The 21,467-nt window shown below is 63.8% G+C and carries 17 protein-coding genes; 13 read left to right on the top strand and 4 right to left on the bottom strand.

Going from position 1 to position 21,467, the window contains the following annotated elements; all coding sequences use genetic code 11:
- Positions 1-39: 39 nt before the first annotated feature.
- Complete coding sequence (gene ppk2 / locus GJ695_RS01665; protein WP_371866470.1) at positions 40-885, bottom strand: polyphosphate kinase 2; 846 nt, start codon at positions 883-885, stop codon at positions 40-42.
- Positions 886-1,003: 118 nt separating this feature from the next.
- Positions 1,004-3,811, bottom strand: coding sequence for an SDR family oxidoreductase (locus GJ695_RS29945; protein WP_229260271.1), 2,808 nt, complete (start codon positions 3,809-3,811; stop codon positions 1,004-1,006).
- 302 nt (positions 3,812-4,113) lie between these two features.
- On the opposite strand from GJ695_RS29945, the gene GJ695_RS30440 reads away from it, so the two are divergent.
- Positions 4,114-5,712 (top strand): methyl-accepting chemotaxis protein, encoded by a 1,599-nt coding sequence (locus tag GJ695_RS30440; RefSeq protein WP_154361865.1) that lies wholly within the window; start codon positions 4,114-4,116, stop codon positions 5,710-5,712.
- Positions 5,713-5,808: 96 nt separating this feature from the next.
- Here the strand turns inward: GJ695_RS30440 and GJ695_RS01645 are convergent, their stop codons facing one another.
- The gene (locus tag GJ695_RS01645) at positions 5,809-7,155 is read right to left on the bottom strand and encodes an MFS transporter (protein ID WP_154361864.1); all 1,347 of its coding nucleotides are present in this window, start codon (positions 7,153-7,155) and stop codon (positions 5,809-5,811) included.
- Between the two features lie 133 nt (positions 7,156-7,288).
- Here GJ695_RS01645 and cyoA point away from each other — a divergent pair, with 133 nt between their 5' ends.
- The 8 genes from cyoA to GJ695_RS01605 are packed head-to-tail and all read left to right on the top strand — an operon-like array spanning position 7,289 to position 14,599.
- The gene (gene cyoA, locus GJ695_RS01640) at positions 7,289-8,287 is read left to right on the top strand and encodes a ubiquinol oxidase subunit II (RefSeq protein WP_154361863.1); all 999 of its coding nucleotides are present in this window, start codon (positions 7,289-7,291) and stop codon (positions 8,285-8,287) included.
- A complete protein-coding gene (cyoB, locus tag GJ695_RS01635; RefSeq protein ID WP_371866468.1) occupies positions 8,284-10,290 on the top strand; it encodes a cytochrome o ubiquinol oxidase subunit I in 2,007 nt (668 codons plus the stop codon). Before cyoA ends, cyoB begins: the two co-directional genes overlap by 4 nt.
- Positions 10,283-10,912: a cytochrome o ubiquinol oxidase subunit III gene (gene cyoC / locus GJ695_RS01630; RefSeq protein WP_154355833.1), complete on the top strand. Its 630-nt coding sequence runs from the start codon at positions 10,283-10,285 to the stop codon at positions 10,910-10,912. Before cyoB ends, cyoC begins: the two co-directional genes overlap by 8 nt.
- Positions 10,909-11,319 (top strand): cytochrome o ubiquinol oxidase subunit IV, encoded by a 411-nt coding sequence (cyoD, locus tag GJ695_RS01625; RefSeq protein WP_154355834.1) that lies wholly within the window; start codon positions 10,909-10,911, stop codon positions 11,317-11,319. The genes cyoC and cyoD overlap by 4 nt, the downstream gene beginning before the upstream one ends.
- A complete protein-coding gene (locus GJ695_RS01620; RefSeq protein ID WP_154361861.1) occupies positions 11,316-12,101 on the top strand; it encodes an SURF1 family protein in 786 nt (261 codons plus the stop codon). The genes cyoD and GJ695_RS01620 overlap by 4 nt, the downstream gene beginning before the upstream one ends.
- A complete protein-coding gene (locus tag GJ695_RS01615) occupies positions 12,082-13,473 on the top strand; it encodes an ATP-binding protein (protein WP_154361860.1) in 1,392 nt (463 codons plus the stop codon). Before GJ695_RS01620 ends, GJ695_RS01615 begins: the two co-directional genes overlap by 20 nt.
- Positions 13,474-13,475: 2 nt before the next feature.
- The gene (locus GJ695_RS01610) at positions 13,476-14,009 is read left to right on the top strand and encodes a response regulator transcription factor (RefSeq protein ID WP_154361859.1); all 534 of its coding nucleotides are present in this window, start codon (positions 13,476-13,478) and stop codon (positions 14,007-14,009) included.
- Entirely contained in the window at positions 14,006-14,599 is a 594-nt protein-coding gene (locus GJ695_RS01605; protein WP_154361858.1) for a 2'-5' RNA ligase family protein, read from the top strand. The genes GJ695_RS01610 and GJ695_RS01605 overlap by 4 nt, the downstream gene beginning before the upstream one ends.
- On the opposite strand, the gene GJ695_RS01600 is transcribed toward GJ695_RS01605, so the two are convergent.
- The gene (locus GJ695_RS01600; RefSeq protein ID WP_154355839.1) at positions 14,580-15,068 is read right to left on the bottom strand and encodes a hypothetical protein; all 489 of its coding nucleotides are present in this window, start codon (positions 15,066-15,068) and stop codon (positions 14,580-14,582) included. The genes GJ695_RS01605 and GJ695_RS01600 overlap by 20 nt on opposite strands.
- 56 nt (positions 15,069-15,124) lie before the next feature.
- On the opposite strand from GJ695_RS01600, the gene GJ695_RS01595 reads away from it, so the two are divergent.
- From GJ695_RS01595 to GJ695_RS01580, 4 genes are all read left to right on the top strand, one after another.
- Positions 15,125-16,363, top strand: coding sequence for a hypothetical protein (locus GJ695_RS01595; protein WP_154361857.1), 1,239 nt, complete (start codon positions 15,125-15,127; stop codon positions 16,361-16,363).
- A 166-nt stretch (positions 16,364-16,529) separates the two neighbouring features.
- Positions 16,530-18,191 (top strand): methyl-accepting chemotaxis protein, encoded by a 1,662-nt coding sequence (locus GJ695_RS01590; protein WP_154361856.1) that lies wholly within the window; start codon positions 16,530-16,532, stop codon positions 18,189-18,191.
- A gap of 2 nt (positions 18,192-18,193) precedes the next feature.
- The gene (locus tag GJ695_RS01585; RefSeq protein WP_154361855.1) at positions 18,194-19,984 is read left to right on the top strand and encodes a sensor domain-containing phosphodiesterase; all 1,791 of its coding nucleotides are present in this window, start codon (positions 18,194-18,196) and stop codon (positions 19,982-19,984) included.
- A gap of 51 nt (positions 19,985-20,035) precedes the next feature.
- On the top strand, positions 20,036-21,409 hold the full coding sequence (locus GJ695_RS01580) for a DUF2799 domain-containing protein (RefSeq protein WP_154361854.1): 1,374 nt from the start codon (positions 20,036-20,038) through the stop codon (positions 21,407-21,409).
- Positions 21,410-21,467: the final 58 nt, after the last annotated feature.

Genomic DNA, 21,467 nt, shown 5'->3' with positions numbered 1-21,467 from the left:
CGAAATCCGCCGAAATATAAAAACCGCAACTTTAGCAGCTTAATATACTTCTGGCACGATAATTTCGGTCGGCACAGGGCGGCGCACGTAGTCGTCGTGGTATTCGCGCTCCGGCAGCTGGATTTCCGGATGGGTCACTTCTTCATACGGCATCTGCGACAGCAGGTGATGGATGCAGTTCAGGCGCGCCTTCTTCTTGTCGACGCCTTGTACTACCCACCATGGCGCCTCCGGGATGTGGGTACGCTCCAGCATCACTTCCTTGGCGCGCGTGTATTCCTCCCAGCGGCGGCGCGATTCCAGGTCCATCGGGCTGAGTTTCCACTGCTTGAGCGGATCATGGATGCGGCCGAGGAAGCGGGCGTTCTGCTCTTCGTCGGAAATCGAGAACCAGTATTTGATCAGCTGAATGCCGGAACGGGCCAGCATGCGTTCGAACTCCGGCACGGTCTGGAAGAATTCCTCGTACTGGTCGTCGGTGCAGAAGCCCATCACGCGTTCGACGCCGGCGCGGTTGTACCAGCTGCGGTCGAACAGCACGATCTCGCCGGCGGCCGGCAGGTGCGACACATAGCGCTGGAAGTACCACTGCGTGCGTTCGCGGTTGTTCGGCGCCGGCAGCGCGGCCACGCGGCACACGCGCGGATTCAGGCGCTGGACGATGCGCTTGATGACGCCGCCCTTGCCGGCGGCGTCGCGGCCTTCGAACAGGATCACGACCTTGTGGCCGGTGTGGACCACCCAGTCCTGCAGCTTGACCAGTTCCGCCTGAAGACGGAACAACTCGCGGAAGTAGACGCGGCGCGCTTCCTTGGCTTCGGCGCTGCGCTCATGCTCGACGACCTGCTTGGTGACCGGATCGATCTCGCGGTCTTCCAGTTCCATTTCCAGCTCTTCGTCGTAGCTGTCGGTCAGTTCGCGGCTGACGCGATCCAGCAGTTCCTGCTCGTTCAAGTTCACGCAATACTCCTCATTGTGGAATGGGGAGCAGCATACGCGCCGATTATGACGTTGTGATGACCATGCCCGGCAGCGCCGGTTCGGCGGCGGGCTGCGGCGCCGTTTCGCCCTGCGTGGCCAGTTCCAGCTCTTCGAAGGCGCCATAGGTCAGCTGCATCAGGCGGTCCGGATCGGGCACCAGGTCGGTGTCCACGAACAGCGCCAGCTGGATCTGGCCCGCGTAGGAGATGAAGGCCAGGCCCACGCCCAGCCTGCCGGCCTGCGGCACCCAGCAGATCAGGTCCGTCAGGCGCGAGCCGGCCAGGTAGCGGCGGCTGGCCGGTCCCTCGATATTGGTCAGCACCACCGAGCCCTTGGAGGTGAACAGGTTCAGCGCGAAGTGCTGCAAGGCGGTTGGCAGGCAGCCGGCGATGGACAGGAAGGCCATGGTGGCGCGCGGCTGGTGCGAACGCTTGATGGCGGTCATGCGGTGGCTGGACTGGCGCAGCCGCACGCAGGGATCGTCCACATTGGTCGGCAGGTCGACGGCGACCAGGCCGAATTCATTCCCGAGCTGGAAGGCGTTGGCCTTTTCGCGCAGGTTGAAGGTGACGGCGGCGCGCAGGGCGCGGCCATCCAGGCTTTGTCCGCGCTCGCCCAGGTACTGGCGCAGCGCGCCGGAGACGGCAGCCACCCAGACGTCGTTGAGCGTGACGCCCATGCGCTTGGACATGGCGCGCACGCGCTCCATTTGCAGCGGCGGCAACCAGACCAGCTGCTTGGCGCCGGTCATCGGCGCCTTGAACTGCGTCGGCGCATCGGGCCACAGCACCGACAGGCGCGCCACGTGGGCGGCAATCTTCAGCCACGACAGGCCGCGCACCACGGCCGAACACACGGGATTGTGCGCCACGGCGCGGTGCGGATGGCCGACCGGGGAGGGCGTCTTGCCGTGCAGGCCGTTGTCGTCGGTCAGGTGGTTCAGCACGTGCACCAGTCCCAGGCCGTCGGTGATGCAGTGGTGGACGCGGAATACGATCGCATGGCCGCCGTTGACGCGGTCCAGCACCGTCATGTGCCAGCGCGGCCGGTCGGCGGGCAGCGGCAGGTGGGCCAGGCGCGTCAGGTGCGCTTGCAGTTCCTCGCGCGGCACGTCGTGCGCCATCTGTTCCAGCTCGATGTGGCGGGTGATGTCGAACTGCTCGTCCTCCACCCAGCGCCGGCGCACCACCTTCTGCGTGAAGCGCGGGTAGTTGGGCAGGCGGTAGGCGATGGTGGAAATCAGCCGTTCCATGTCCACCGCGCCTTCGAACAGCAGGATGCTGTTGATGACCATCAGGTTCTTGTCGGTGTCCATCCGGTGCCAGGCATAGTCGCGGCGCGTCATGGCGGCCGGCGCGGGCGGCGTGGCGCTGCGCGGACGCAGGGCGTAGCGGTTCAGCCCGGCCATGTGCACGCGGCACAGGTAGTCCTGCCAGTCGATGGCGCGGGTGTCGACGCTGTAGCGCGCCTGGTCTTCGCTGCCGAAGCGCTGCGCCAGCGCTTGCAGGCGGTCGCTGTGGAACACGTAGCGCGGCGCGGTGTAGAACGAGAAGGTCAGGGCCAGCAGCTGCGTGGTGCGCAGCGCTTCCAGTTTCGGCGATTCGCTCGCGCCGAGCAGCTTGCGCACGCCGCTCCAGCCGGCGGCGGCGATGCGCATGGCGCGCAGCATCAGCAGGAAGACCGGGCGGCCAACCACGCGGAATTCATGCCTGGGCTGCTGGTAGAACAGGCGCTCGTACTGGCGCCAGTTGCGCTGCGACTCGGCCTGTATCAGTTCAATGACGCGGCCGACGGTGACGGGATTGGTGGCGCCGGTGCAGGCCTGGTAAATGCGCGTGGCCGGCGCCGTTTGCAGCGCTTCGGCGGCGGCCAGGATGATGCTGTTGGCCACCAGGTCGGCCGGCACGATGTCGACCACCGCTTCCGGCCGCGCCGGGAACAGGTTGGTCTTGCCGCGCGCGTAGGCGAGGATGATGGCATCGGCCACCTTGACGCCTTCGATCCAGCCGGGCGCCGGCTCCTGCAAGGTGCTTTCGATGATGGACGGGCGCACGATGGTCAGCGCGCGGCCGCGCATGGCGGCCATGGCCAGTTGCTCGCCTATCCATTTGGTGAAGGTGTAGGTGTCGTTCCAGCCGTGGTAATTGGCTTCGGCGATGCCCAGCGCCGTCAGGCGGCGCGCCAGTTCGTCGGCATCGCTGACTTCCGCGCGCAGCAGGGCGATGCGGTGTTGCAGGTGCTGGAGCAGACCGTATAAATCGTAATGGCCGTCGGCGTGGCGCGGAATGGCGGCGCGCGCGGGCGATACCGTTTCCTCGTGCATGGCGCCGCGATGGTAGCCGTTGACGTAGCAGGTCGATACCTGGATCAGCGGCGCGTGGCCAGCGCGCGCCAGCTCGGCGATGTGCCGCACGCTGAGGGCGTTGATCGACAGCGCCTCGTCCAGCGCCTCGCGGAAGTTGACGCTGGCGGCGGCGTTGATCACCAGGTCGATGCGGCGCGCCAGTGCGTTGAAGGCGGCGATGGGCAGGCCGAAGCAGGGCGCCGTGACCTCGCCGCTGATGCATTCGATTTTCTCGGCGAAAAAGCCGGGCAGGAAATCCGGACGCTCGGCGCGCAGGCGGTCGAAGATGGAGGATGTGGCGATTTCGCGCTCGAAGCGTTCGCGGGCGTCGCCGCGGATCAGCAGCACGATGCGGCCGATGTCCGGCACCGAGCGGATCAGCTTTTCCAGCACCACCTTGGCGAGGAAGCCGGTGCTGCCGGTGATCAGTACACGCTTGCCGGCAAGCGCCGTGTGGACATTCAATGCTGGTGTCGCTGTTGTCATAGGTTGCTCTGAAACGATGTCATAGCTGCAATGGGCCGATCTTAGAGCGAATCGGCAGCGTCGCTAGCGACTTTGCACTGGCTTGGGAAGCCAAACGCATGGCGCGGCGAGTCAGCGCCCATGGCGGGCCGCGCCGCCGCTGCGGCATTTGCGCAACGATGGCATTACTTGCCAAAAAGAAATATTTAAACTACACTGACGCACGTTGTGCATGCCCCAACCTCCGCGCCATGCATCCGATCGCCAGATCGCCTCTTCGGCCCAGCCCCGCCGGATTTTCCCGTCCCCTCCGAGAACTGACTATGAATAATCTGAAAATCGGCGCGCGCCTGAACCTGGCGTTCGGCGCCGTGCTGGTGCTGTTGCTATTGATCGCCTACATCGGCTGGTCGGCGCTGTCCGACACCAAGGCGCGCATGGACATTGTGGTCAATGAGAACAACACCAAGATCGCGCTGTCGAACAGTATGCTGACCGAGCTGAACCTGATCGCCCGTTCGGCGCGCAACTACATCCTCTACACCGACGATGCCATGCACACCAAGATGCAGGGTCGCATCGACGGTGCGCAGAAGACCTTCTCCGCCAGTTTTGAACGCCTGGGCACGCTGGTGCGCGGCGAGCGCGGCAAGAAGGTGTATGCCGAACTCCAGACGCAGGCGCCGGAGACGCTGCGCCTGCTGGCGCAGGTGGTCAGGATCGTCAACGACGGCAAGGCGGCCGAGGCGCCGGCTTTCCTGCTGAATTCGGTGCAGCAGCACCAGGACAAAACCTTCGCGTTGATCAACGAGATGATCGGTTTCCAGGAAAAGCAGAACCAGGAGTTGATCGACGAGATCCACAGCGAATACCTGTTTGCGGTGCGCTTCCTGATCGGCGCGACGTCGCTGGCGTTTATCGCGGCGGTGGCGCTGGCGGTATCGATCACGCGTTCGATCACGCAGCCGATCAACAGGGCGGTGCACGCGGCGCAGACTGTCGCGGCGGGCGATCTGACCCACAGCATTCAGATCCAGGGCCGCGACGAAGTCAGCCAGCTGCTGACTGCCTTGCAGGCGATGACCGGCAGCCTGGCCAGCATCGTCGGCGAAGTGCGCGCCGGCACCGAGACCATCAGCACGGCCTCGCGCCAGATCGCCACCGGCAATCAGGATCTGTCGTCGCGCACCGAGGAGCAGGCCAGTTCGCTGGAAGAGACCGCATCGTCGATGGAAGAGCTGACTTCGACCGTCAGGCAGAGCGCGGACAATGCGCGCCAGGCCAATCTGCTGGCGAATTCAGCGTCGGAAGTGGCGGTGCGCGGCGGGCAGGTGGTGTCGCAGGTGGTCGACACCATGGGCTCGATCAATGCATCGTCGCGCCGGATTGTCGACATTATCGGTGTCATCGACGGGATTGCGTTCCAGACCAATATCCTGGCGTTGAACGCGGCCGTGGAAGCGGCACGCGCAGGCGAGCAGGGACGTGGCTTTGCCGTGGTGGCGTCGGAAGTGCGCACGCTGGCGCAGCGCTCGGCGGCGGCGGCCAAGGAAATCAAGGCGCTGATCGATGATTCGGTCGGCAAGGTGGATGCCGGCGCGCGGCTGGTGGATCAGGCCGGCGCGACCATGGACGAGATTGTCAGCAGCGTCAGGCGCGTGACCGACATCATGGCCGACATCGCCCTGGCCAGCCAGGAGCAGAACGTCGGCATCGACCAGATCAACCAGGCGATTACGCAGATGGACCAGGTGACGCAGCAGAATGCGGCGCTGGTGGAGGAAGCCGCGGCAGCGGCGGAGTCCATGCAGGAGCAGGCCGTGCATCTGGCGCAGGCCGTGGACGTGTTCAAACTGGCCGCAGGGCAGGTTGCCAGACCGAAACTGGCCCTGGTCGCGCGGCCCCGTTTGCCGGCTGGCTGACAAAAAAATGATGCACCTGCACAATGTTTAATGCAGGTGCATCGGGTGCCCGTCAAGCCCTGTTGTCACCATGCTACAAGTGACAACAATAATGGCTTAATTGTCGCGGATGCTCCAGGCGCGGTTGATGCTCAGCGCGGCCAGCGAGCTGACGGCGCCCGACAGCAGGTAGACGCCGGCGTACGCCAGACCGAAATGCGAGGACAGGCCCAGGGCCACCAGCGGCGCGAAGCCCGCGCCGACCAGCCAGGCCAGATCGCTGGTCAGCGCCGCGCCGGTATAGCGGAAGCGCTGCGGGAAGTTGGACGTCACCGCACCGGAAGCCTGGCCATAAGACAGACCCAGCAGCGAGAAACCGATCAGGATGAAGGCGTCCTGCCCGGTTTCGCCGCTGCCGATCAGGAACGGCACGAACAGGCTGAAGATACCGATCATGGTGGCCAGCGTGCCCAGCGTGCGGCGGCGGCCGACGCGGTCGGCGATGAAGCCGGAGATGATGATGCCCACCGCCATCAGCGCCACGCCGAACATCTGCACCTGCAGGAAGCCGGCAATCGAGCGCTGCGAGGTCAGCGAGATCCATGACAGCGGGAACACCGTCACCAGGTGGAACAGCGCGTAGCTGGCCAGCGCGGCCAGCGCGCCGATGATGACGTTGCGTGACTGCGAGCTCAACAGCTCACCGACCGGCACCGGATCGAGCTGGTGTTCGTCCAGCAGATGCGAGTATTCATGCGTGGTCACCAGGCGCAGGCGGGCGAACAGCGCCACCACGTTGATGGCAAACGCCACATAGAAGGGATAGCGCCAGCCGAATTCGAGGAAGTCCAGCGAACTGAGGTTGGACATCAGGTAGGAGAACAGGCCGGCCGCGATGACGAAGCCGATCGGCGCGCCCAGCTGGCCCAGCATGGCGTACCAGCCGCGCTTGTGCTCGGGCGCGTTGAGCGCCAGCAGCGAGGGCAAACCGTCCCACGAGCCGCCCTGAGCGATGCCCTGGCCGATGCGCAACAGCGCCAGGAAGACCAGGGAGGTGGTCCCCAAACTGGCATAGTCCGGAAGGAAGGCGATACCGGCCGTGGAAACCCCCATAATCAATAGCGCCAGGGTAAGTTTGGTTTCACGGGTGAAGTGATGTTGAACTGCCATAAAAGCGACAGTTCCTATCGGCCGGGCAATAAATGCAAGCGCGAAAATCGCAAAAGCGTATAGTGTCCCGTCAAGCCTGCTGTCATACGGAAAGAACACCGACGGAAACACCAGCGCTGATGCGATGGCGTAGACGAAGAAGTCGAAATATTCGGATGCGCGCCCGATGACCACGCCGATCGCAATTTCCCCGGGAGAGATATGTCCGTCCCTGGCGTTGATACTGCGTGCTCCAGGGCTGGTTTGATGATGGACGTCAGCCTGGACGTCACTGATAGAAGTCGTAGTAGCCATAGTCTCTTTGTCTCGTGTTAAGTAATTGTTATCACGGCGAGCCCGAGCATGTAGGACAAAGTGTCCAATTGCAAGAACAACCCGTCGTGAGTACAGTAGCATGATCCCAACCATCTGTAATCTAAATTACCGCATGATTCCTCCTATCGTTCGTCGTGGATTGCTCCTCGCACCGTTATTGTGGCTCGCTGGCTGCGATACGGTCGTGCTGAATCCGTCCGGGGATATCGCAGCGCAGCAGGCACACCTTGTAGTTGTGTCAACCTTGCTGATGCTGTTGATCATCGTACCTGTCATGTTTCTCATCTGTCTGTTCGCTTGGCGCTATAGGAAGTCAAATACTTCCGCCGAGTACAAGCCGGACTGGGACCACTCCACCAAGCTCGAACTGCTGATCTGGGGCGCTCCGCTGCTGATCATCATCGTGCTGGGCCTGATCACGTGGATCTACACCCACTTGCTCGATCCGTATCGTCCGCTGAGCCGTCTGGATGAAAACCGCCCGATCGCCGCCGGCGTCAAGCCGCTGGAAGTGCAGGTGGTGGCCATGGACTGGAAATGGATGTTCATTTACCCAGAGCAAGGCATCGCCACGGTCAACGAGCTGGTCACGCCGATCGACGTGCCGGTACGTTTCCACATGACCTCGACGTCGGTGATGAACGCGTTCTACATTCCTGCGCTGGCCGGTATGGTCTACACCATGCCTGGCATGGAAACGCAGCTGAATGCGGTGATGAACAAGGCAGGCGTGTACGACGGCTTCTCGGCCAACTACAGCGGCGCCGGCTTCTCCGACATGCGCTTCAAGTACCACGGCGTATCGCAGGCTGACTTCGACGCCTGGGTAGAGAAAACTAAGGCCAGCAGCACCGCGCTGAACCGCGCCGAAGTCGTGGCCCTGGACAAGCCGACCATCAAGCATCCGATCATGCACTTCGGTACCGTGGACAAGGGTATTTACGACCTGATCCTGAACCGTTGCGTGACCGAAGGCTCGGTCTGCATCAATACCCAGATGCACCAGGATGCGACGCGCATCAAGGCAGCGGCCGTGGTCAAGAACCTGCCGAAAGACGTGTGCGAACCTGCCACCGTCGCCGCCACTGCTCAACCTACCCGTAAAGAATGACCATGTCTGATCTCAACCTGACCAATCTGATCTTTGGGCGGCTGTCGCTGGAAGCAATTCCATACCACGAGCCCATCCTGATCGGCACCTTCGCCATGGTGGCAATCGGCGGTCTCGCCTTCCTTGCCGCGATGTTCAAATTCCGTTTGTGGGGCCCGTTCTGGCGTGACTGGATCACCTCGATCGACCACAAACGCATCGGCATCATGTACATGGTGCTCGGTATCATCATGCTGCTGCGCGGCTTTGCCGATGCACTGATGATGCGCGCCCAGCAGGCCATGGCCTTCGGGGACAACCCGGGCTTCCTGCCGCCGCACCACTTCGACCAGGTGTTCACCGCCCACGGCACGATCATGATTTTCTTCGTCGCCATGCCGCTGGTTACCGGTCTGATGAACTACGTGGTGCCGCTGCAGATCGGCGCGCGCGACGTGTCGTTCCCGTTCCTGAACAACTTCTCGTTCTGGATGACCACCTTCGGCGCCATGCTGACCATGGTGTCGCTGTTCGTCGGTGAATTCGGCAAGACCGGCTGGCTGGCGTTCCCGCCGCTGTCGGGCATTGCCGCCTCGCCGGACGTCGGGGTCGACTACTACATCTGGTCATTGCAGGTGGCCGGTGTCGGCACCACGCTGTCCGGGGTCAACCTGATCGCCACCATCGTCAAGATGCGCGCGCCAGGCATGTCGATGATGAAAATGCCGGTCTTCACCTGGACCGCGCTGTGCACCAATGCGCTGATCGTCGCCACCTTCCCGATCCTGACCATCACCCTGGCCATGCTCTCGCTGGACCGTATCGCCGGCTTCAACTTCTTCACCAACGAATTGGGTGGTAACCCAATGCTGTACGTGAACCTGATCTGGATCTGGGGTCACCCGGAGGTCTACATCCTGATCCTGCCGGTGTTCGGCGTGTTCTCGGAAATCGTCTCGACCTTCTCCGGCAAGCGTCTGTTCGGCTACACCTCGATGGTGTATGCCACCGTCGTGATCACCGTGCTGTCCTACCTGGTATGGCTGCACCACTTCTTCACCATGGGTTCCGGCGCCAGCGTCAACTCGTTCTTCGGCATCACCACGATGATTATCTCGATCCCGACGGGCGCGAAGATCTTCAACTGGCTGTTCACCATGTACAAGGGCCGTATCCGCTTCACCGTGCCGATGATGTGGACCGTGGGCTTCATGCTGACCTTCGTCATCGGCGGTATGACCGGCGTGATGCTGGCCGTGCCACCAGCCGACTTCGTGCTGCACAACTCGCTGTTCCTGATCGCCCACTTCCACAACGTGATTATCGGCGGCGTGGTGTTCGGTCTGTTCGCCGGCATCAACTACTGGTTCCCGAAAGCCTTCGGCTTCACGCTGGACGAGTTCTGGGGCAAGGTATCGTTCTGGTGCTGGCTGGTCGGCTTCTGGGTCGCCTTCACGCCGCTGTACATCATGGGCTTCATGGGCGTTACCCGCCGCATGAATCACTTCGATGATCCATCGCTGCAGATCTACTTCATCGTTGCCGCCATCGGCGCGCTGATCATCGCTGCCGGCATCGGCGCCTTCCTGGTGCAGATCGGCGTCAGTGTCCTGAACCGCAAGAAACTGCGCGACGTGACCGGCGACCCATGGAATGGCCGTACCCTGGAGTGGGCGACCTCGTCGCCACCGCCGGACTACAACTTCGCCTTCACGCCCGTGGTGCATGACAGCGACAGCTGGTCCGACATGAAAGCCAACCAGTATCAGCGTCCGCTGAAGGGCTTCGTCGACATCCACATGCCGAAAAACACCGGCGCCGGCTTCATCATCTCGGCACTGGCGTTCGCCTTCGGCTTCGCCATGGTCTGGTCGATGTGGTTGCCTGCGGTAGCGGCCTTCGTGGCCATGCTGGCGGCGATCGTCATCCACACCTTTAACTACAAGCGCGATTACTACATCAAAGCCGATGAAGTGAATCGTACCGAAGAAGCGCATACTCGTCTGCTGGAAAGCCATGTCTGAAATTAACGCTAACGGCGCCCTGAGCGCAGATCCAAGCGCGCGTTACTACGTGCGTGACCACCATCCTGAGAACGGCACGCTGCTGGGCTTCTGGATTTACCTGATGAGCGACTGCCTGCTGTTCGCCGGCCTGTTCGCGGCTTACGCAGTGCTGGGCCGCAACTACGCCGGCGGCCCGAGCGGCGCCGAACTGTTCGACCTGCCGACCGTGGCGCTGAACACCGCGTTCCTGCTGCTGTCGTCGATCACCTATGGCTTCGCCATGATCGCCTCGCAGCGCAAGAACCTGAAGGCGACCATCGTCTGGCTGCTGATCACCGGCGCCTTCGGCCTGTGCTTCCTGTACCTGGAGCTGGACGAGTTCCTGCACCTGATCCATGAAGGCGCGGGTCCGCAGCGCAGCGCGTTCCTGAGCTCGTTCTTCGCGCTGGTCGGCACCCACGGCCTGCACGTGACCTTCGGTTCGATCTGGCTGGTGACCCTGTGCTTCCAGCTGGCCAAGCACGGCCTGACGCCGGAAAACAACCGTCGCCTGATGTGCCTGTCGATGTTCTGGCACTTCCTGGACGTGATCTGGATCGGCGTCTTTACCTTTGTCTATCTGATGGGAGTTCTGCCATGAGCGCACCACACAACCACTCTGAGCACAACCACCACGGCCACGATGACCACGGTCACGGCGGCGACGGCCACCACGGCAGCCTGAAGGACTACGCGATCGGTTTCATCCTGTCGGTGATCCTGACCGCGATTCCGTTCTACCTGGTGATGACCAAGGCGTTCGACAAGTCGAGCACCACCGCCATCGTGATTCTGGCGTTCGCCGCGATCCAGGTGGTGGTCCACATGGTCTACTTCCTGCACATGAGCGGCAAGGCGGAAGGCGGCTGGTCGATGCTGGCCACCATCTTCACGCTGGTGCTGCTGGTGATCGTGCTGGCTGGCTCGATCTGGGTCATGTACCACATGAACATCAACATGATGCCTTCGATGGGTAACGACGTTCACAACATGCAAGACATGCAATGATGGCGGGCGCATCCAAGCGCCAACGTTCCCGCGCCCTGCGCGTCATCCTGGTCCTCGCGGCCGGGGTGATGTTTGCAGGGTTTTTTGCTTTAGGGACGTGGCAGGTATTCAGGCTTCAATGGAAACTGGCGCTGATCGAGCGCGTCGACCAGCGCGTGCACGCCGCGCCGGCGCCGGCGCCTTCGATGGCGCAATGGCCGCGACTGAACGCCGAGGCGGACGACTATCGCCGCGTGCGGCTCAGCGGCGTGCTGCTGGACGGCGCCACCACCCAGGTGCTGGCGTCGCTGGAGCGCGGCATCGGCTACTGGGCGCTGACGCCGCTGTGCACGGCGGACGGCGGCATCGTCATGGTCAACCGCGGCTTCATTCCGGCTGGCGTCGGCGGTTGGAAACCTCAGCCGGCGCCGCCGATGGCGACCGCCGATGCGTGCAAGGCGGCGCAAGGCCCGGTGGTATCGTTCAGCGGCCTGCTGCGCCTGACCGAGGTGGCGGGGCGCCTGCGCCAGAATGAGCCGGCGCGCAACTACTGGTACACTCGCGACGTGCAGGCGATTGCGCAGGCACGCGGACTGCCGGCCGTGGCGCCGTACTTTGTCGATGCCGATGCGGCGTCGGCCAGGGCGGCCGGCGCGGTGGCGGGCGAACAGCCTGTCGGCGGTCTGACAGTTATTTCCTTCGTCAACAACCACTTGGTTTATGCTATCACCTGGTACGCACTGGCCCTGATGGTGGCTGCGGCGACGGTATGGGTAATCCGAGATGCGCGCAAACAAAAATAGAAATCCTTACGACGGCGGTCCGCGCCGGCCATGGCATGGGTCCCGTCTTCCCGTCGTAGAGCCGCTGGCGTCGGCCAACGCTTCCGCCAGCACCATCACCCACGCGGCCGGCCACAAGAACATGCAGCAGCTGATCCAGTTGCGCTGGATCGCCGTGATCGGCCAGATCACCACCATCACCACCGCCTCGATCCTGCTGGGCGTGCAGCTGCCGATGCCGGCCATGCTGAATGTGCTGGCCTGCCTGATCGCCTTCAACGTCGCCAGCATCTTGCGCTGGCAGGAAAACCAGGTGGTCTCCAACAGCGAACTGCTGCTGGCGCTGACCGTGGACGTGGCCAGCCTGACGGCGCAGCTGTACCTGAGCGGCGGCGCCACCAATCCCTTCGTGTTCCTGTACCTGCTGCACGTGATCCTGGGCGCGGTGCTGCTGGAGACGTGGTCGACCTGGACCATCGTTATCGTCACCGGCGCCTGCATCGCCGGACTGGCGCTGTTCTCCGAACCGCTGCCGCTGCCGCAGGACCACGCGCTGGGCATCTTCAGCCTGTACGTGCAGGGCATGCTGCTGTGCTTCATCCTGGATGCGGCGCTGCTGGTGATCTTCATCACGCGCATCATGCAGAACATGCGCAGCAGCGCGGCGGACGTGTCGGACCTGCGCCAGCGCGCGGCCGAGGAAGAGCACATCGTGCGTATGGGCCTGCTGGCGTCCGGCGCCGCGCATGAACTGGGCACGCCGCTGGCGACGCTGGCGGTGATCCTAGGCGACTGGAAGCATATGCCGGAATTCAAAGGCAATCCTGTGCTGCAGGAAGAGATCAGCGAGATGCAGACGCAGCTCAAGCGCTGCAAGTCCATCGTCAGCGGCATCCTGATGTCGGCCGGCGAGGCGCGCGGCGAGTCGTCGGCCGCCACCACCATCAATACCTTCCTCGACGAAGTGGTGGCCGAGTGGCGCATCGGCCGTCCGGTGAGCGAATTCGTGTTCGAGAACCGCATCGAGCTGGACCTGCCGGTGGTGTCCGACTCCACCCTCAAGCAAATGATCTGCAATGTGCTGGATAATGCGCTGGAGGCCTCGCCGCAGTGGCTGCGCATGGAAGCCAGCATCGAAGGCGGCGTACTGGTGCTGCTGGTGACCGATAACGGTCCGGGCTTCGCACCGTCCATACTGGCGCAGTTCGGCAAGCCGTACAATTCCAGCAAGGGCCGTCCCGGCGGCGGGCTGGGACTGTTCCTGGTGCTGAACGTGGCGCGTACGCTGGGCGGCGAGGTGACGGCGACCAACCGCGAGCAGGGCGGGGCGATGGTGCGCCTGACGCTGCCCTTGTCCGCCATTGAAATCAAATCGGAACAACAAACGACATGACTATGGAAGATCGCGTACTGCTGCTGGTGGAAGATGATGCGGCGTTCGCCCGTACCTTGGGCCGTTCCTTCGAGCGGCGCGGCTACACCGTGCTGCTGGCGGAAAACGTCGACGAGGCCAGCGCGCTGCTGGTCGAGAACTCGCCCGGCTACGCGGTGGTGGACCTGAAATTGAAGGGCAATTCCTCCGGCCTGGCCTGCGTGCAGATGCTGCACGAGCATGACGAGGAAATGCTGATCGTGGTGCTGACCGGCTTTGCCAGCATCAACACGGCGGTGGAAGCGATCAAGCTTGGCGCCTGCCAGTACCTGGCCAAGCCGTCCAACACCGACGATATCGAAGCCGCCTTCGAGCACGTGGCCGGCACGGCGGAGCTGGAACTGAGCACGCGCACCACCTCGGTCAAGACGCTGGAGTGGGAGCACATCCACACGGTGCTGGCGGAGACCGACTTCAATATCTCCGAAGCGGCGCGCCGCCTTGGCATGCACCGGCGCACGCTGGCGCGCAAACTTGAAAAGCAGCGGGTCAAATGAGCCAGCAAGCCTCCCTGTTCGACTTTGAGCCGCCGCCGAAACTGACGGACCGGATCTTCTTCGCCATCGCGCCGGACGCGGAAGCCATCGCCAGCATCGGCGCACTGACGGCTGAGCTGAAGACGCACCACGGCATGCAGGGCCGCCCGATCGCCGACGCCAAGCTGCACTGCACCTTGTGCAATCTGGGCGACTTCGCCGGCATTCCGGAGGCGCTGATCGCGCGTGCCTCGGCGGCCGCGTCGCAGGTGGCTGCCGCCACGCCGCCGTTCACGGTCAGCTTCAATGCCGCGAAAACCTTCATCAACGGCGCCCGCAATCGTCCTTTCGTGCTGACCGGCGACGATGGCGTGGTGGGCGTGACGGCGCTGTACCGCAACCTGGCCAGCGCGCTGCTGAAGGCCGGCATCGCAGGCAATCCGCACAGCTACACGCCGCACGTGACCATGCTTTATGACGATGTGACGGCGGCGCCGCAGGACGTGCGGCCGGTGGAATGGACTGTGCGCGAGCTGGTGCTGCTGCACAGTCACATCGGCCAGGCACGTCCTTACAACGTGCTGGCCAGCTTCAGAATGCCTTCAGCTTGAGCTGAATCGACAGCGCGCCGTACAGGCGGTCCTTGTACGACGGCACGATGGCGACGTTGACGCCAACGCGTTCGTATTCGTAGCTGAGGGTAGGGATGGCGGCGGGGAACCAGCCGCCATCGCGCATTTTAGGATAGCCGCTAAAGCCGCCGACCACCGCGCCGATGCGTACCGGGCCGATCTTCCACGGCTGGTAATACACGCCGGCGTAGTTCGAGTACGCGCGGTCGCTGTTGTAGAAGCGACCGACGGTGGCCGAGGCCACGGTGGAAAAACGCCATTCGGCGCCCAGGCCGGGATTGCTGTCGTTGAGGCCCTTGTCGCGCTGGAAGTGGTAGGAGTAGAAACCGCCGTTGATCCAGACTTCCTTCAGCGGCGCCGATTCGATGGTCTCGAAACCGTCGGCCATGGCCGCGCCGGACACGCAGGCCAGCAACGCCAGTCCGGCAATACGCAAACTTTTAATCATCCGAAGCTTTCTTCGTCACGTTGAGGACTAGGATTATAGCCGTGTATCATGCAGCCATGACATTCCCATCGCGCTCTTTCCATCCCGCCGGCTGGCTGGCCCTGGCCCTCGCCGCCGGCAGCGCGCAAGCGGTGGAGTGGCGCGGCCTGCTCGACGTGCGCGCCGTCGATTCCGACGCCAGCCGCAGCTTTCTCGACAGCGGCATGGGCAAGACCCGCTACGATGCCGGCTCGCCGCGCCTGAGCATCGGCCAGGCCGTGCTGCGCGGCGATGCCGACATCAGCGACAGCATCGGCGCCACCCTCGAACTGAGCGCCGATCAGCAGCACCGCGGCGTGGTCGATGTGCGCGAAGCCTTCCTGGCGTGGAGTCCCGTGCCGTCCGGGGCCTGGAAGATGCGCGTCAAGGCCGGTTTCTTCTTCCCGCCGACCAGCGTGGAAATCGATTATGACAGCGTCGGCTGGGTGCCGAAGCACACCATCTCCAGCTCCGCCATCAACAGCTGGATCGGCGAGGAGCTGCGCACCAACGGCGTCGAATGGAGCGCGCGCCGGCTGGGGCGCTACATCGACGCGCCCTATGATGTGGGCGTGGTGGCCGCCGTCTTCAACGGTAATGATCCCACCGGCACCTTGCTGGCCTGGCGCGGCTGGTCGATCAGCGACCGCATCGCCGGCCGCTTCGACACCGTGAAGCTGCCCGACCTGCCGGTGTACCGCGCCGATGGGCCGATTCCGAGGCAATGGCGCGACATCCATCCCTACCGCGAAGTCGACGGCAAGCCGGGTTACTACGCCGGCGCCAACCTGAACCTCGGCACGCGGCTGGAACTGGCGGCGCTGCATTACGATAACCTGGGCGATCCGCTGACGGTGAAGGACTGGCAGTACAGCTGGCGCACGCGCTTCGACCATGTCAGCGCCGTCTGGCGGCCGCAGGGCCGGTGGGAGCTGGCGATGCAGGCCATGCGCGGCGATACGCTGATGGGACCTAACGCGGTGGCGCTGGATTTCCAGTCGTGGTACGCGCTGGCCAGCCATCCGCTCGGTCCCGGCACGGCGGCGCTGCGCTACGACCGCTTCCGCACCCGCGAGCACGACATTCTGCCCGCCGATCCCAACAACGAAAACGGCTACGGCGTCGCGCTGGCCTATGACTGGCCCCTGTCCGACAGCCTGTCGCTGATGACCGAAGCGCTGCTGGTGCGCAGCGACCGCCCGGCGCGGCGGCTGATCGCCGAGCAGCCATCGCAGACCGAGCGCAGCCTGACCATGTCGCTGCGCTGGCGGTTCTGATCCTATCTCGTTCGGGAGGTGTTTTCCCTGCCCGGGAGTAGTAAAGTTGTTATCGAATCATTGTAAATAGGAAATATCTATTGAGTTCATTTAATCAATGAATTTAACTTTATTTCCAGAATAAAATATGATGCGACTGTCTCGTATGCGATCTAAGGAACTAGCAATGGAAACCAATAAAAACGAAATCAGTGTGTCCGCCCGCCTGAGCATCGGCTTCGGCATCGTCCTTGCCATGATGCTGGCGCTGTCGGTGCTCAGTGTCCTCAAAGTCAACGCCATCGACAACAGTCTGCAGCACATCAGCGAAGTCAATAACGTCAAGCAGCGTTACGCCATCAACTTCCGTGGCAGCGTCCATGACCGCGCGATCGCACTGCGCGACGTGACGCTGGTCGGCGACGGCGAAATGTCGGCGGTGACCGCGCAGATCGAGAAACTGGACGCCGACTATCAGCACGCCGCGCTGCCGATGGACGCCTTGTTCACCGACGCCAAAGCCAAGGTCACGGCCGACGAGCGCGAATGGCTGAACAAGATCAAGCAGAGCGAGGCCCGCGCCACGCCGCTGATCAAGAAAATCATCGACACCCGCCGCGCCGGCGATATCGATGGCGCGCGCAAGATCATGCTGGAGCAGGGCAAGCCTGCCTTCACCGACTGGCTGGCCAGCATCAACGGCTTTATCGATCAGGAAGAGAAAATGACCGAGGCCGAATCGGACCTGGCGCGCAAAGGCGCGCACAACTTCCAGTCGCTGGCCCTGCTGGCCGCGGCGATTGCCATCGCCATCGGCGTGGTGGTGGCCTGGCGCGTGACGCAGTACCTGATGCGCGCCCTCGGCGCCGAACCGGCCGAAGTGAAGGCGCTGGCCAATGCGGTCGATCGCGGCGAGCTGTATCACGACGTCGAATTGCGCGGCCAGGACAAGGACAGCATCATGGCCGTGCTGGTGAAAATGAGCCGCAACCTGCGCGCCACCGTCACCGAAGTACATGAAGCGTCGGTTGCGGTCAGCAGCATCAGCGAGCAGATCTCCGAACAGAACCAGCACCTGTCGGGCCGTACCGAAGACCAGGCCAGCTCGCTGGAGGAAACCGCTTCGGCGATGGAAGAACTGACCGCCACCGTCAAGCAGAACGCCGACAGCGCCCGCGACGCCAACAGTCTGGCGCAAAACGCCTCCGACATCGCCAGCAAGGGCGGCGAAATCGTCGACGAAGTGGTGCAGACCATGAACGCCATCGACGTCTCGTCGCGCAAGATCGAAGAGATCATCAGCGTCATCGACGGCATCGCCTTCCAGACCAATATCCTGGCGCTGAACGCCGCCGTGGAAGCGGCGCGCGCCGGTGAACAGGGCCGCGGCTTTGCCGTGGTGGCGACCGAAGTGCGCAACCTGGCGCAGCGCAGCTCCACCGCCGCGCGTGAAGTGAAAACGCTGATCGACGAATCGGTGGCCAAGATCCACGCCGGCACGGAGCTGGTGGAGCATGCCGGCAGCACCATGCGCGACATCGTCCACAGCGTCAAGCAGGTGAGCGACATGGTCGGCGCGATTACCCTGGCCAGCAACGAGCAAAGCGTGGGCATCGAGGAAGTCAACCGCGCCATCTCGCAGATGGACCAGGTGACGCAGCAGAACGCCGCGCTGGTGGAACACGCCGCCGGCGAGGTGGAAGTGCTGCAGGAGCAGGCGGCGCATCTGAACCATGCCGTCGGCGTCTTCAAGACCCAGCGCGAAGGCGCGCGCAGCCAGCCGCCGCGCGCCCAGGCCAGGGCGGACGCGACGTCGCGCAGCCTGCTGCCGTCGCCAGTGGGAGCGTAAGGATGCAGGAGATCCTGCTCAAGCACTCCGAGCCGGAGCGCCTCGCGGCGCTCCACCAGTTGGGCATCCTGAACACCAACACCAGCGAGTATTTCGATTCCATCACCAGGCTGGCGATGGAGATGTACGGCGTCGGCGGCGCCTATATCTCGCTGCTGGACAGCGACCGCCAGTGGCTCAAGTCCACGGTCGGCTTCTGCCCGCCGGATTCGCAGCGTGACCAGACCTTCTGCAACTACACGATCCAGAAGGCCAGCGTGCTGGTGATCGAAGACACGCTGCTGGATGCGCGGTTCGCGGAAAATCCGATGGTGACGGGGCCGCTGTCGGTACGTTTCTACGCCGGCGCGCCGCTGATCACGCCGGAAGGCTATGCCATCGGCGCGCTGTGCATCATCGACACCAGGCCGCGCAGCCTGACCGCCGCCGAAAAGGACACGCTGGCCAACCTGGCTTCGCTGGTGATGTCGCACATCACGCTGGGCCGGGCGGTGGGCCACGTCGACGCGGTGAGCGGCATCCCGAACAAGTACCAGATGTTCGAAGACCTGACCACGCAGGCGCGCTTGTATCCCGGCCAGTACCGCGTGCTGGCCGATATCGCCATGCCGGATGCGGCCAAGTCCTTCGAGATCATCCGCGTGCTGGGCGCGACGGTGTACGACGCGCTGGTGCGCGAAGTCGGCGCGCGCCTGATGCGGCTGTTCGAGGGCAGGGCGCAGGTCTATCACCTGAACGACGCGCGCTTCGCCATCCTGTCGCGCGACGAGGACACCGACGGTTTCACCGCCTACCTGCATAGCCTGGACGAGGAACTGGAAGCGCCGCTGAACGGCCTGAATATCCCCATGACGCTGGCCAGCTTCGGCGGCATCGTGGTGTTCGACCTGTGCGGCAATTCCGCCAAGGATGCGCCGCGCAAGGCCGCCGCCGCCATCAACCAGGCCATGGTGCGGCAGCAGCGCTGGAGCCACTACAGCAATGCCGAAGACGAGCAGCAGCAGCGCGCCTTCCGCCTGCTGAACGACGTGCGCCACGCCATCGCCGAAAACCAGTTCGAATTGTTCTATCAGCCCAAGCATGAATTGAGCAACGGCGCCTGCCTGGCCGCTGAAGCCCTGCTGCGCTGGAACCATGCGGAACTGGGTCCGGTGTCGCCGGCCGAATTCATTCCGCTGATCGAGAAAACCGCGCTGATCGGCCCCTTGAGCCATTGGGTGATCCGCACCGCCATCAAGCAGATGGGCGAGTGGCATGCGGCCGGCAATCCGATCAGGGTGGCGATCAACCTGTCGGCCTACAACTTCGAAGAGCCGGACATCGTCGAGCGCCTGGCCGCGACCTGCCGCGAATTCAACGTCGATCCGCGCCATGTGGAAATCGAATGCACCGAGGGCATCTGGATGGAAAGCCCCGGCATCCTGGACGCGCTGCACGGCATCCGCGACCTGGGCATGACCCTGGCGCTGGACGATTTCGGCACCGGCTACAGCAACTTCGCGTATCTGCAGAAGGTGCCGGCCACCGTGGTCAAGGTCGACCAGTCGCTGATCCGCAATGTGCATACCAATCCGCGCGACCAGCGCATCGTGCGGTCGCTGATCGCGCTGGCGCGCGAGCTTGACTACAAGGTGGTGGCGGAGGGCGTGGAGACCGAGCACTCGCTGCACCTGATCCGCGAATGGGGCGCGGACATCGCCCAGGGCTACCATTTCTCGCGGCCGCTCAACGCCACGGCCTTCCTCAGCCACGCCATCCAGCATCGGGACAGCCACATGGCGATCGCCGCCTGACGCCCTGCAAATACTGGCCCGGATTATCAAGTTGGCATTATAATCCGGGCCATGAAAATCACCCTCGGCCTCATCTCACTGCTGCTTCTGCTGGCTGGCTGCCAGTCCACCCAACAACGCATCGCCGACTGCAAGGCCGGCGACTGGCAGGCCATCGGTCATAAGGACGGCCTGGCGGGCGAGCCGGCCAGCTATGCCGACCGCAAGGACTTCTGCGACGATCACGCCGACAAGCCTGCCGCCGCCGATGCCGCCGCGCGCTACACCGCCGGCTGGACGCAGGGCAACCGGGACGCCTGGTACGCGCTGGGCAGCAATGACGGCGTGCAGGGACAGCCGCCGCAATTCGAACTGCGCGCCAACAACGAGGAAGTCCGCAAACATAAAACGCCGCTGAACCGTCCGGCGTATGACGATGGCTGGGTCGCCGGCAATTCCACCTACTGGCGCAATCTCGGCCAGCGCGAAGGCGCGGCCGGCCAGCCGCTGACGCAAAAGGACGGCAACCGCGCCAACGCCGCCGTCGCGCAGCTGCGTTTCGACGATGCCGCCTACACCGACGGCTGGCGCGCCGGCAACCGCACCTTCTGGTCGGACGCCGGCTATTCCGACGCGCGCAGCGGCATCCCGGACAGCGAATTCCGCAACCGCGCCGCGGCCGCGCGCCGCGCCGGCGTCGATGTGCAGGAGGATTCGTACCGCGCCGCCTGGAACGGGGAGATCGTCAACTACTGGCGCAATCTTGGCACGCAGGACGCCACCAGCGGCAAGGAATTCGGCACGCGTGGACGCGAGGCCAGGGCCAAAGGCTTGAAGGTGTATGAACAGGAATATCGCGAGGCGTGGGAAACCCGGCTGATGGCCTACTGGCGCGACACCGGCGCCGCCGACGGCTATGGTCAGCCCTTCCTGCTGGAAGACCGCATCGCCAACGCCGGCCGCAACGGCGTGTTCGCCATTCCCGGCACGCGCGACGCCTACACCAACGCCTGGCGCCAGGAGAATGCGCGCTACTGCGTGCCGGACAACGCCTTTGTACGCGGCCGCGCCAGCACCGGCATGGCGGTGGAAGTGTGCGCGCCGGCGCTGCAGAACCAGTTGAAGCACGCCTATGTCAGCGGACAGGATTACGAAATCACCGGCGCCAAGTATCGTCAAGCGGTGGCGGAAGCGAATGATGTGGGGAACCGCTTGCGCGATGCGCGCGGCAGGCTCGGGAAACTGGAGCGCGAGATCCGCGCCAATCAGGAAGCGAAGGACCGTCCCGTCAACGACGACACGGCCAAGCAGGATCGCCGCCGCGAACAGGAGCGACGCGAGTTAAGCGACTACGTGCAGCGGCTGGAGCGTCAGCTGGACGATGCCCGACGTTGGGTCGAGCGTCATGACCAGCAGATGCAGCGCCTGCGCCGCGAGATTTACTAACGTATGCGGCACCCGCGAGACCCGCACACCGCTGCGGCCAGGGTCTGACCCCGTACGG

Source organism: Duganella alba (assembly GCF_009674495.1).
GTDB lineage: Bacteria > Pseudomonadota > Gammaproteobacteria > Burkholderiales > Burkholderiaceae_D > Rugamonas > Rugamonas alba.
Note: the sequence above shows the minus strand (reverse complement) of the source record. Positions and strands in the feature narration are given on the sequence as shown.

What these genes read in the sequence shown, in the direction of transcription:
- cyoB (WP_371866468.1), top strand. Translation starts at nt 8,284, where the DNA reads ATGACCATGTCTGATCTCAACCTGACCAATCTGATCTTTGGGCGGCTG.
- GJ695_RS01620 (WP_154361861.1), top strand. Translation starts at nt 11,316, where the DNA reads ATGATGGCGGGCGCATCCAAGCGCCAACGTTCCCGCGCCCTGCGCGTC.
- GJ695_RS01615 (WP_154361860.1), top strand. Translation starts at nt 12,082, where the DNA reads ATGCGCGCAAACAAAAATAGAAATCCTTACGACGGCGGTCCGCGCCGG.
- GJ695_RS01585 (WP_154361855.1), top strand. Translation starts at nt 18,194, where the DNA reads ATGCAGGAGATCCTGCTCAAGCACTCCGAGCCGGAGCGCCTCGCGGCG.
- GJ695_RS01610 (WP_154361859.1), top strand. Translation starts at nt 13,476, where the DNA reads ATGGAAGATCGCGTACTGCTGCTGGTGGAAGATGATGCGGCGTTCGCC.
- cyoD (WP_154355834.1), top strand. Translation starts at nt 10,909, where the DNA reads ATGAGCGCACCACACAACCACTCTGAGCACAACCACCACGGCCACGAT.
- GJ695_RS29945 (WP_229260271.1), bottom strand. Translation starts at nt 3,811, where the DNA reads ATGACAACAGCGACACCAGCATTGAATGTCCACACGGCGCTTGCCGGC.
- cyoC (WP_154355833.1), top strand. Translation starts at nt 10,283, where the DNA reads ATGTCTGAAATTAACGCTAACGGCGCCCTGAGCGCAGATCCAAGCGCG.
- GJ695_RS01600 (WP_154355839.1), bottom strand. Translation starts at nt 15,068, where the DNA reads ATGATTAAAAGTTTGCGTATTGCCGGACTGGCGTTGCTGGCCTGCGTG.
- GJ695_RS30440 (WP_154361865.1), top strand. Translation starts at nt 4,114, where the DNA reads ATGAATAATCTGAAAATCGGCGCGCGCCTGAACCTGGCGTTCGGCGCC.
- ppk2 (WP_371866470.1), bottom strand. Translation starts at nt 885, where the DNA reads ATGGAACTGGAAGACCGCGAGATCGATCCGGTCACCAAGCAGGTCGTC.
- GJ695_RS01580 (WP_154361854.1), top strand. Translation starts at nt 20,036, where the DNA reads ATGAAAATCACCCTCGGCCTCATCTCACTGCTGCTTCTGCTGGCTGGC.
- GJ695_RS01595 (WP_154361857.1), top strand. Translation starts at nt 15,125, where the DNA reads ATGACATTCCCATCGCGCTCTTTCCATCCCGCCGGCTGGCTGGCCCTG.
- GJ695_RS01605 (WP_154361858.1), top strand. Translation starts at nt 14,006, where the DNA reads ATGAGCCAGCAAGCCTCCCTGTTCGACTTTGAGCCGCCGCCGAAACTG.
- GJ695_RS01645 (WP_154361864.1), bottom strand. Translation starts at nt 7,155, where the DNA reads ATGGCTACTACGACTTCTATCAGTGACGTCCAGGCTGACGTCCATCAT.
- GJ695_RS01590 (WP_154361856.1), top strand. Translation starts at nt 16,530, where the DNA reads ATGGAAACCAATAAAAACGAAATCAGTGTGTCCGCCCGCCTGAGCATC.
- cyoA (WP_154361863.1), top strand. Translation starts at nt 7,289, where the DNA reads ATGATTCCTCCTATCGTTCGTCGTGGATTGCTCCTCGCACCGTTATTG.